The organism is Shinella pollutisoli, from assembly GCF_024609765.1.
GTDB lineage: Bacteria > Pseudomonadota > Alphaproteobacteria > Rhizobiales > Rhizobiaceae > Shinella > Shinella pollutisoli.
On the sequence record NZ_JANFDG010000012.1, the window covers coordinates 132,441 to 142,884 of the forward strand.

Here is a 10,444-nt window from a genome sequence, read left to right on the forward strand (position 1 = left end):
CAAGATATCTTCCCCGGCACGTTGTCGGGGAAATCATGACCAAGCGCTGGATCGACAATGCCGTGCCGTTCCTGGCCCTGCTGCTCGTCGTGGCGATCTGCGGTTCTCTCGTTCCGGATTTCTATGCGGCGTCGAGCATCACGGACCTCGGCCGGCAGGTCGCGGAATTCGGTCTCGTCGTGCTGGCGCTGAGCATCGTGATGATATCGGGAGGCATCGACCTGTCGGTCGCGTCGGTGTTTTCGCTGTCGGTTCTTCTGTCTCTGATCGGCGTGAACGTTTATGACTGGCCTGTCCCTCTGGCGCTGGCGTCGGTGCTCGCCATGGGCGCGGCCTGTGGCGCCGTCAATGGCTACCTGATCGGTTTCCTGCGCCTGCGCGCATTCCTGACCACACTCGTGACGCTGATCATATTCCGCTCCCTCTACGACATCCTGTTCCTGCGGATGTCGACCGCGATCATGGCCGGATTCTCGGACTCGGAACTGTTCTTCTTCATCGGCGAAGGGCTCGTGTTCGGCTTGCCCGTGTCGCTGCTGATCGCCGGCACGATCGCCATCGCCTGGCATATCGTTCTGTCGCGCATGCGGCCAGGCTGGCGCCTGACGGCCGTGGGCGGGGCGCGACGGTCTGCGCACAATGCCGGCATCAAGGTACGCTGGACGGTCTTTCTCGCCTATGTCTGGTCAGGTATCCTGTGCTCGCTGGCGGGTTTCCTGTTCGCTGCACGGCTGGGAAGCACGGGTGCCGATACGGGTGTCGGCCTCGAAGTCTCGGCCCTGACCGCTGCAGTCCTGGGCGGGACGTCGATCGGCGGTGGCCGGGGCTCGGTCGCCAAGGCCATCATGGGCGCGCTGCTCATCCTGATTCTAACCAACAGTCTCGTCAATCTCGGCGTCAACGGCCCGATTACCTCGACCATCCTCGGCGCGGTGCTGCTGATCGCCGTTTTCATCGACATGCGCTGGCTGCGGCATCGCACGAGAATTCTTGCCAAGCTCTATGTCTCGCCCGCCTATCTCGTGCTGCCGCCGCTGCCCGACACCGCGGCGCCGGATTCCCCCTACGCGCTCAACGACCGGCTCCGCTCCGTCGAGATCATCGGGCTGGGCGAAATCGAAGGGCCTGAGGACGTGATCCTCGACCGCAACGACAATCTCTATTGCGGAACCCGCCACGGCGATATCGTGCGGTTCTTCGGACCGGACCACAAGAAAAGCGAGATATTCGCCCATATCGGCGGGCATCCGCTGGGCATGGCCTTCGACCGCGAGGGCAACCTGCTGGTCTGCATCGGCGGCATGGGGCTCTATCAGGTCTCGCCGGACAAGGTTGTCACCAAGCTGACCGACGAGACCAATCGCAGCCTGTTCTCGATCGTCGACGACTCCCGGCTGCGGCTGGCCGACGATCTCGACATCGCGCCCGACGGGCGGATCTATTTCAGCGAGGCGACCATCCGCTACGAGCAGGAGGAATGGGCGACGGACGCGCTGGAAAGCCGGCCGAGCGGACGCATCATCGTCTATGATCCCAGGACCGGATCGACCCGGACCGAGGTGCCCAGCCTGGTTTTCGCCAACGGCATCTGCATGTCCAATGACGGCCGGTCGCTGTTCTTCGCCGAGAGCTGGACCTGCACGATCAGCCGCTACTGGTTCGATGGTCCCGAGAAGGGCAAGATCGAACCGCTCCTGACCAACCTGCCGGGCTATCCCGACAACATCAACCGGGCATCGGACGGCAATTACTGGGCGGCACTCCTGGGGATGCGCACACCGGCGCTCGACCTCGCGCTGAGGATGCCGGGCTTCAGGCGGCGGATGGCGCGCCGCGTCGCACCCGATCAATGGATTTATCCCAACGTGAATACGGGTTGCGTCGTGAAATTCAACGAGAAAGGCGAAATCCTCGAAAGCCTGTGGGACTTCGGCGGAGAAAACCATCCGATGATCACGTCGATGCGTGAGCACAAGGGCTATCTCTATCTCGGTGGCGTCTCGAACAATCGCATCGGCCGCTACAAGATTCCCGGCGCCGATCCGACATGGGTTGCCGAGGAAAGCTATTGGGGACCTCGCAAATGATCGCGGCATTGAAGAAGGCCTATGCCAATTTCCGCGGGTTCGACCTGACGCACAGCGCGGTGCCGCCCATGGAGGGTCCGCTGCGGCCCAACACCAGACTGGACGCGATGCCGGTCGCGCTGGCGCTGGATGGGATCGACAACCTCGTGCGGTTCGGCGAGGTGATGATGTGTTCCAGCGGCATGCGGCTCATCACGCTCTCGCGTGCCGGACAGACGCTGAACGCGGTCGAGGCGGCGGAGCAGCCGGCGCCGATATCCTGCCTGGCCTCCGATGGAAGCGATGCACTTGCCGTCGGGCTCGACGGCAGTGGGATCGTGATCCGCGGCGGCAAGCATGACGGCCGGACGATCGACAGGCTGGGAGACGCGGCTTTCTCCTGCCCGACCTCGGCGCTCTTTGTCGATCCGGACACGCTCGTGGTCGCCAACGGCTCCTCCCGGCATAACGCCGCGGACTGGAAACGCGATCTGATGAGCCAGGGCAGCACCGGCAGCGTCTGGATCGTCGATCTTGCTGCAACCGGCGGCGCGGCGGTCACGCGCCTTGCCGAGAACCTGGCCTGGCCGTCGGGCATTTCGCTGAAGCGTGACGGCAGCTTCTTCGTCTCGGAAGCCTGGCGCCATCGCGTTCTCTCGATCGAGCGGAAGGGAGGGGCGCCCTCGGTGGCGCTGGCGGATCTACCTGCCTATCCGGGGCGGATAGAGACGGCGATGGCCGGCGGCTTCTGGCTTGCGCTCTTTGCCCCCCGCAACCCGATGGTCGAGTTTGTGCTCCTCGAAAAGGAGTACAGGCGTCGCATGATGGAGACGATCGATCCCGAATATTGGATCGCCCCGAACCTCGCGCCGAGCAAAAGCTATCTGCAACCGATTCAGGGCGGCGCCCGCAAGATGCTGAACAGGCTGAAACCCTGGTCCCCGACCTGGTCCTATGGGCTGGTCTGCTATTGCGACGCCGGCATGCGCCCGCGATGGAGCATGCATAGCCGGGCAGACGGGCACGTTCATGGAATCACGACGCTGTGCGAATGGGACGGAACGCTCTTCGCCGGCGCCAAAGGATCGGGCGTGGTCGTCGTCGCGCCGATCCTCGAAACAGACGGGTTGGTCGCATGACACCATTGCTTGAATTCAAGGGCGCGACCAAGAAGTTCCGCGGCGTTCCCGCGATAAGGGACATCAACTTCTCCCTCGAGAAGGGCGAGATTCATGCCATTCTCGGCGAGAACGGCGCAGGCAAGTCGACACTGACGAAGGTGCTCGCCGGCGTCTATCAGCTGACCGAAGGCGAGATGCGGATCGAGGGTAAACCCGTTCTCCTGAAGTCGCCGAGCGAGGCGCTGGACGCAGGCATCGCCATGGTCTTCCAGGAGACCAATCTCGTTCCCTCGATGACCGTCGCGCAGAACATCTATCTCGGCGACGAGAAGTTGTTCAACCGACTCCGGGGCCTGTACATCCAGGCGCAGCGTTTCCTTCTGTCGCTGAATTTCTATGTCGATCCGACAGCGCTGGTATCGTCTCTCGGAGCGGGCAAGAAGCAACTGGTGGAGATTGCGCGCGCCGTCCACCATCATGCCCGGGTGATCATCTTCGACGAACCGACCGCCACGCTGACGCCGGAGGAGAAATACCATTTCTTCAACCTCGCCAAGCGGCTGAGGGATCAGGGCCTCTCGATCATCTTCATCAGCCACGCGCTGGAGGAGGCGCTTGAGATTTCCGACCGGATCACGGTGCTTCGCGACGGTGAGCTCGTCGTCACCGACAACACGAGGAATTTCAATCGCGACCGGATCGTGCAGGCCATGGTTGGCCGCAACCTGTCGGGCGAACTCTACGGCAAGGACAGGCAGCGGGAAGCCCGGGCCTATGGCGAGAAGGTGCTCAGCATCGAGAACCTTTCCATGGGCAACGCGGTGCGCAACACCTCCTTCTCGATCTATTCGGGCCAGATAACCGGACTGTTCGGGCTCGTCGGTGCCGGCAGGACGGAGACCATGAAGATCGTTTCGGGCGTGCTCAAACGCGATTTCCTGCATGGCGGCAACATCCGTCTGCATGGCAATTCGGTGCGCTACCGAACGCCGTCCGCCGCCGTGAAGGACGGTATCGTCTACGTCACCGAAGACCGGAAGCTCGAAGGATTCTTCGAAACCATGTCGATCGCCCAGAACATCCAGATGGGCAAGCTCGCAACCCGTTCCAATCGTCTCGCAATCGTCTCCATGGCGGAAGCGCGGGAACTCGCACGGGTCTGGAGCAAGCGCCTCGGCATACGTGCCATCGATGCGAATGCACGGGTCATCGAGCTTTCGGGCGGCAATCAGCAGAAGGTCGTGATCGCCAAGTCCATGGTGCAGGAGCCGCTTATCGCGATCTTCGACGAACCCACGCGCGGCGTCGATGTGAGTGCCATCGTGGAGATTCACAACTTTATCAACGAACTTGCGGAGAGCGGCATCGCCGTCGTGGTGATTTCGTCCTACCTGCCGGAAATCCTGGCGCTGTCCGATCGTATCCTGATCGCGCGCCAGGGGCGGATCGTCGAGGAAATGAGCGTCGAAGAGGCCACCGAGGCCAAGGTGATGTACGCTGCGGTCCATTGACGACGGCGGGATCGCACGGAACCGACAACGTTCATTCGGAAGACACGGGAGAGAGCATGGCTCGTCTGTCAGGCAAGAATGCCTTCGTCACCGGTGCCGGCGGCGGCATCGGCCGTGAAATCGCCTTCGGCCTGGCGCGCGAGGGTGCGCGCGTGGCCTGCGCCGACATAAACGACGACCTGCTTGCCGAAGTGGCATCATTCTCCGGCGGGCTGGATCTCGTGCCCGTCCATTGCGACATCTCGGACCGCTCCGACGTTTTCGACAAGCTCGATACGTTCGCCGGCCAATCCGGCGGGCTCGACATATTGGTCAACAACGCAGTGGTCTTTCATTTTGCGCCGCTGGCGGATTTCGACCCGGAGATCATCGATCGCATGCTGAACGTGGGGCTCAAGGGCACCTACTGGGCGATGCAGGCCGCGACGCCGCATCTGAAGAAGCGTGGCGGCAGCGTCATCAATCTCTCGTCCATCGCCGTATCGATGGCGATCCCCAATGCCGCCGTCTACACGTCGATAAAGGGCGCGATCGATGCGCTGACGCGCCAGCAGGCGGCAGAACTTGCTCCGTTCGGCATCCGGGTCAACGCTGTCGCGCCGGGATCGATACCGACACCCGGCGCCAGTTCCGTGATCGACCAGGCCGGCTGGGAAAGCCGGAAGCGAAAGACGCTTCTGGATCGGCTGCCGACCGCGGCCGAGATCGCGGCCGCCGCGATCTATCTCGCTGCCGACGAGGCGGCGAGCATCACCGGCATCACACTCAAGATCGACTCGGGCATGACGATCGCCAGCCCATGAGCGGAAAACCGGGTGACCGAGACAAAAACAGGAATTGCGACATTCCCGCGCGGAAATGACCGTCTCCCAGCCAAGTCGCAGAGACCTCACCGCTGTAAACCTCGGAAATGACCACGCAATTGCGCAGACGCCGAACCGGTGCGGATTTGGGAGGACTGAATGGTGGGCCCGGAGGGCCTGCCGAATTCCAAGAAAATCAGCAACTTAACCCTGTGTGGGACGAAGACCCCATTTTATAAAAATCAATGGTTTAGTAAAGCCGCCGTCCCACTTTTTCCGGCCGTTTCCGGCACTTCTTTCCCGGTCGTATTGCGACCAGGGAGGCGCGCATGAGTGGGACGCGGCCATTTCGGGACGTGAAGCTGCAATGGCTTCAGCAGTTGAGCTGCGACAGGGATTTGAGCGACAGCGCGCGGTCCGTGGCGCTCTACATCATCACCACGCATATGAACGGCCACACCGAAAAGGCGTGGCCGTCCTATCAAACGATTGCCGACGCGACCGGCAAGAGCGTCAAGACCATTCAGCGCGCCGTCCGTGAACTTGATGTCAAAGGATGGTTCGAGGTCGAGCGCGGAAATGGCGTCGGGCACAACACAGAATATCGTCCCTCAGCGGCATCGATTTTACGCGCATCGGAGGCCCGCGAAAAGACGGACAAAATTGTCACCCTTTACCCTGAAAAAGGCGGTCAAAATCGTCCGGAAAGGCGGTCAGATGTGTCCGGCGAAGGGGGACAAATATGTCCACCAAACTTAGAGAAAGAAAAAATATATAAACCTAACCCGCGCGAGGACGCCCCGCCGCGCGTCGAGACGCGGCGAGCCGTCCCGCTCGTTTTCGTGGCAGAGACCAAGGCGGATCAGGTCGAGCAATGGCGCTCCTGGTTGCGCCATCACGGCTTTCCCTCGATCAACGCCTTGGGCCTTCGAACGGTAAAAACCGGCAAGCCGGGGTATGCCTTGCCCGGCTACTGGCCACCGGACGAGGCAAGCCCAAGCGCGCTCGATTGGATCGCTTTCTTCAACCGCCGCCGTGACCACATTGCCGATGAAACCGCCCGACAAACCGACCTTCAGAGGGCGTCATGACGGCCGGCGATTTGAAGGGAGCAAGGCGACCCCTGTCATACGGCGAGCCGTCTGACAGGGAGCCTTGTGAGGGGAGGCAAGCCTCCCCTTCAAACCCCACCAAGGTCACGCGGCGATCGCCCAAAGGCGAGCTCAATGCCGTCGTGGTTTTCCGTTGCACAGCATCGGAAAAGCAGGCGCTGACCACACGCGCGGCGCGGGCCGGTATGCCCTTCGCCACGCTGATGCGGGAAGCGCTTGGCCTCACCGAGGCGCGTCGCCGCCGTCCGGTTCCCAAGGTGGATCCGGAGCTCGTGCGTGCCGTCGCCCGGATCGGCGGCAACCTCAACCAGATTGCGCGATGGCTGAACACGGCCCAGGCTCAGGGCCAGCTGTCCGCCATCGACGCAATCACGGTCGCCGCCCGCCTGGTCGCGATCGAGCGGGCGCTTTCGGAAACGCTTGAGCAGTTCACGGCCAAGGATGGCGCGCTGTGCTGATCAAGTTCTTCCGAAACGGCCAGGGCGGCGGAACGGGACCGGTTGACTACCTGGTCGAGCGCGATGTCGTCGCTTACGACCAGAACCGCAACGCGATCCGCGACGAGCGCGGAGACGTCATGCTGTTTGCCCGCGAGCCCCTGCCGGAGGTGCTTCGCGGCGATGCCGACAGAATGCGCGCACTGATCGACGCCTGCCCGCACCAATGGACCTATCGCGCCGGCGTCATCGCCTTCACCACAGAGGACGCGCCGAACCCTGCCCAGCAACGGCAGGTGATGGACGCCTTCGAGAGCCTTGCCTTTGCCGGTCTCGAAGCCGATCAGCGCGATATGCTTTGGGTCCGCCACACCCATGAGGGCCGCGTGGAGCTGCATTTCGTGACGCCGCGCATGGAGCTTGTGAGCGGGCGCAGCCTCAACATCGCGCCACCCGGATACCAGAAGCATTACGACGCCTTACGCGATGTTCTGAACAAGGAACACGGCTGGAACGATCCGATGGCGCCGGAACGCGCCCGCGAGACCGTCAGCCTCATCGAAAGCGTCAGGCGCGGCGATGCCCGCGAGCTGATCCATGACTGGATCGTCCAGCGCATCGAGACCGGCCAAATCCATGACCGCCCGAGCATGACCGAGGCTTTGACGGCGGCGGGTTTCGACCTGCCGCGCGCCGGCAAAAACTACATCACCGTGCGCGACCCGCAGACGGACGAGCGCTGGCGCCTGAAAGGAGACCTGTTCCGTGAAGACTGGACCCGAGAGAATACCCTTGAGCGAGCGCTTGAAAGAGCGGCTGGCGAGCCCAGCCGCTCCGGAAGCCGGCTCGACGCCATCGCCCTCCACGAGCTTCGAGACCGATTGGAGCGAAGCCTTGAGGCGCGCGCAAGCTACAATCGAGACCGATATCCGCAGCTTCACGGACGCGAACCGCCAGCACTTGAGCGAGGCGCTGGTGACGACCGAGGCGGACGTGAACCGGTTCCGGTCGATGGTGCAGCCGTTCTTCCTAACCACGGGCGCGGTGGCGTTGCTGATCGTTCTGTTGAGCTTCACCGCGAGCTGGTTTTGGGCGGGGCTGATGATCGACCGCGCCCAGAGAGCCAGCCTCTGGCAGATGGGCTTGCAGATCAACCAGACCAGCAGCGGCAAAGTCCTGACCTGGGACGCCAACCGCCTTCAGCTGATCACCTGTCAGGCCGGGACCGCCAAAACACCGTGCCTGAAGATCGTCCAGGGAGATTGACCGATGACCACACCCGCCAGACCACCAATGCCCGAGAGCCTATCGCCGCTGGAGCGCGAATTGCTGGGTTACGTCGAGACGTTGATGAACACCTTGCAGAGCGGAACCGCGCAGTTCGAGGCGCTGGAGAAACGCTCGACCGACATGATCGAAAACCGGCAAGCCGCTTTGGAAGGATCGCTGAAATCGCTCATCGCGTCACAGGCTACCTTCATGAACGCCTGGCTCGCCTCCGGCAATCCTTCCAGCGGCATGGCCTCGACCGAGCTGGCGGAAGCGTTCGCCCTGCTGGAGCAAGCCGAAGCGATGCTGGAGGCGGTCGCGCCGCAGACGTGACAGGCCGGTCATCCGCGCCCGGTCGCGGCCGCGTCTGATTTTTCATTTCTGTCTGGAGTTTCGATCCATGAATTTGATTATTCAGCCCTATCGCTATGCCCTTTCCATCGCCGTCGTGGCCGCCGGTTTCCTGCTGATGGAAACCGCACCGTTGTTCTGGCCACCGATCTACCAAAATGCGCGCGCCGCGATCCTGGTTATGTTTCTTGGGTTTGCGCTGCTGACATTGGCGGGAGACACCCAGGGCCGCATCCGCAGCGCGTCGGGCTTAGCTGTAGGGGCTGCCCTCCTTGCCGCGTCTGCTCTCGCCCTTACCGACCCCACCATTGCGGCAGGCGTCCTGCTCGACAGCTTCAAGGCTTGGCGCAACGCCGGCTATTCCGGAATCGAGAGCATCCGAGGCATGGCATCGACATGGGATCGTTTCACAGAGGCGCAAAAGCTTGGCGTGCAAACCAGCCTCGCCATCGGCCTGCCTGTGCCATTGTTCCTCATTCTGCGAGCGATCTCGATAGCCGCCCCCGCTTCGTCAAGCCGCATTTCAAAACAAGGCCCATGGCGCGCCCGATGGATGAACCGCCAGGAGTTGCGCCAGCTCCGGCACAACGACAGCGGCTTGCCGCTCGGTCTCTCCGGCGGCGCAATGCTGCGCTACCGCCCCAACCCGAAGACCGGATGGCGCGCCGGCCACCATGTCGCCATCGCCGGCACCCGCGCCGGGAAAGGCGTGTCCGTCGTCATTCCCGCCATCATCGACCATGACGGACCGGTCGCCGTCCTCGACATCAAGGGTGAAAACTTCGCCGTGACGCGCCGCTATCGGCAGTCGCTCGGCCGCCAGGTCGTGGTTCTCAATCCCTTCGGCGTCATCGAGCCGTCCAAGGACCGTTTCAATCCGCTCGACTATATCCGGCAAGCGCACCTCGTCCGTGACATCGAAGTCATTGCCGAGGGGCTTGTTCGACCGGAAGGCGGAAACGGCGCGCACTTTGCCGAAATGGCGAAATCCATGATTGCCGCCGTGATCGAGGTCGTCATGACCAGGCGCGCTGAGGCCGATCGCAACCTGATCACCGTCATGGACCTGCTGTTTTCCGCTGGCTTCGAAAAGACGCTGACAGAATGGGCCGGTGCCCCAGAGACATTCGGCACCCGCCCGGCCGCGGCCGCTGCGACTTTTCTCGCAGCCGGCGAGAACGAGCGCGGCGCAATCAAGACGACGATCAAGAAGGCTTTCGATTGGGCACGCTCAGACGAACTGCGCGCCTTTCTCAGTGCTTCCACATGCTCGCTCGAAAACCTGTTCGAGGGCCACGCCGACCTCTTCATGGTCGTGCCGCTCGACCAGGTGGACGCCCAGGCCGTCTTTCTCCGGTTGCTCACGAACATCATTCTCGGCATGGCCGTACGCCTCGAAGGCGCAAAGAAGCCGAAAAAGAATGTGCTGCTGGTCTTGGACGAGTTTGTACGTCTCGGCCGGATGGAAAAGCTGATCAACATTGCCAACGTCGCCGCCGGTTGCGGCATCGAGGCGCTGTTTATCACCCAGGACAAGGGCCAGATCGAAAGCGTCTACGGCAAGGGCGACACCGCCAGCCTTCTCGGCTCCTGCGTCACCACTCGCATTTTCGGCCTCGGCCGCGCCGAGTTCGAAACCGCCAATTGGGCCGCGAATGCGCTTGGCGATCAGACGGTGCTGACCCGCACCAAACAATCGTCCGCGAAATTCGTAACCGGTGTTCTGCCCCCACATTGGCAGCCGCCGTCTGATCTGTGATCGCCTTTCCATGGA

The 10,444-nt window shown here is 62.5% G+C and carries 10 protein-coding genes; 9 read left to right on the forward strand and 1 reads right to left on the reverse strand.

All coding sequences use genetic code 11. From position 1 onward, the window contains the following. Positions 1-35: 35 nt before the first annotated feature. From NNZ72_RS11850 to NNZ72_RS11875, 6 genes are all read left to right on the forward strand, one after another. The gene (locus tag NNZ72_RS11850; protein ID WP_257315520.1) at positions 36-2,087 is read left to right on the forward strand and encodes an ABC transporter permease; all 2,052 of its coding nucleotides are present in this window, start codon (positions 36-38) and stop codon (positions 2,085-2,087) included. After that, positions 2,084-3,205, forward strand: a complete 1,122-nt coding sequence (locus NNZ72_RS11855) for a hypothetical protein (RefSeq protein WP_257315521.1) — start codon at positions 2,084-2,086, stop codon at positions 3,203-3,205. Before NNZ72_RS11850 ends, NNZ72_RS11855 begins: the two co-directional genes overlap by 4 nt. Next, the gene (locus NNZ72_RS11860) at positions 3,202-4,698 is read left to right on the forward strand and encodes a sugar ABC transporter ATP-binding protein (RefSeq protein ID WP_257315522.1); all 1,497 of its coding nucleotides are present in this window, start codon (positions 3,202-3,204) and stop codon (positions 4,696-4,698) included. Before NNZ72_RS11855 ends, NNZ72_RS11860 begins: the two co-directional genes overlap by 4 nt. Positions 4,699-4,754: 56 nt before the next feature. Further along, positions 4,755-5,501: an SDR family NAD(P)-dependent oxidoreductase gene (locus NNZ72_RS11865; RefSeq protein ID WP_257315523.1), complete on the forward strand. Its 747-nt coding sequence runs from the start codon at positions 4,755-4,757 to the stop codon at positions 5,499-5,501. Positions 5,502-5,830: 329 nt separating this feature from the next. Next, positions 5,831-6,592 (forward strand): helix-turn-helix domain-containing protein, encoded by a 762-nt coding sequence (locus NNZ72_RS11870; protein WP_257315524.1) that lies wholly within the window; start codon positions 5,831-5,833, stop codon positions 6,590-6,592. Then, positions 6,589-7,071, forward strand: a complete 483-nt coding sequence (locus tag NNZ72_RS11875; RefSeq protein WP_257315525.1) for a MobC family plasmid mobilization relaxosome protein — start codon at positions 6,589-6,591, stop codon at positions 7,069-7,071. Before NNZ72_RS11870 ends, NNZ72_RS11875 begins: the two co-directional genes overlap by 4 nt. Before the next feature lie 458 nt (positions 7,072-7,529). Here the strand turns inward: NNZ72_RS11875 and NNZ72_RS25525 are convergent, their stop codons facing one another. After that, a complete protein-coding gene (locus NNZ72_RS25525; protein WP_371747752.1) occupies positions 7,530-7,991 on the reverse strand; it encodes a hypothetical protein in 462 nt (153 codons plus the stop codon). Positions 7,992-8,010: 19 nt separating this feature from the next. Here NNZ72_RS25525 and NNZ72_RS11885 point away from each other — a divergent pair, with 19 nt between their 5' ends. From NNZ72_RS11885 to NNZ72_RS11895, 3 genes are all read left to right on the forward strand, one after another. Beyond that, positions 8,011-8,316, forward strand: coding sequence for a hypothetical protein (locus NNZ72_RS11885; protein ID WP_257315533.1), 306 nt, complete (start codon positions 8,011-8,013; stop codon positions 8,314-8,316). Between the two features lie 3 nt (positions 8,317-8,319). Beyond that, positions 8,320-8,652: a hypothetical protein gene (locus NNZ72_RS11890; RefSeq protein ID WP_257315534.1), complete on the forward strand. Its 333-nt coding sequence runs from the start codon at positions 8,320-8,322 to the stop codon at positions 8,650-8,652. A 67-nt stretch (positions 8,653-8,719) separates the two neighbouring features. Next, positions 8,720-10,429: a type IV secretory system conjugative DNA transfer family protein gene (locus NNZ72_RS11895; RefSeq protein ID WP_257315526.1), complete on the forward strand. Its 1,710-nt coding sequence runs from the start codon at positions 8,720-8,722 to the stop codon at positions 10,427-10,429. Positions 10,430-10,444 lie beyond the last annotated feature (15 nt).

Excerpts from the sequence above, each read along its gene's own strand:
- NNZ72_RS11850 (WP_257315520.1), top strand. The coding sequence starts at position 36 with ATGACCAAGCGCTGGATCGACAATGCCGTGCCGTTCCTGGCCCTGCTG.
- NNZ72_RS11855 (WP_257315521.1), top strand. The coding sequence starts at position 2,084 with ATGATCGCGGCATTGAAGAAGGCCTATGCCAATTTCCGCGGGTTCGAC.
- NNZ72_RS11860 (WP_257315522.1), top strand. The coding sequence starts at position 3,202 with ATGACACCATTGCTTGAATTCAAGGGCGCGACCAAGAAGTTCCGCGGC.
- NNZ72_RS11865 (WP_257315523.1), top strand. The coding sequence starts at position 4,755 with ATGGCTCGTCTGTCAGGCAAGAATGCCTTCGTCACCGGTGCCGGCGGC.
- NNZ72_RS11870 (WP_257315524.1), top strand. The coding sequence starts at position 5,831 with ATGAGTGGGACGCGGCCATTTCGGGACGTGAAGCTGCAATGGCTTCAG.
- NNZ72_RS11875 (WP_257315525.1), top strand. The coding sequence starts at position 6,589 with ATGACGGCCGGCGATTTGAAGGGAGCAAGGCGACCCCTGTCATACGGC.
- NNZ72_RS11890 (WP_257315534.1), top strand. The coding sequence starts at position 8,320 with ATGACCACACCCGCCAGACCACCAATGCCCGAGAGCCTATCGCCGCTG.
- NNZ72_RS11895 (WP_257315526.1), top strand. The coding sequence starts at position 8,720 with ATGAATTTGATTATTCAGCCCTATCGCTATGCCCTTTCCATCGCCGTC.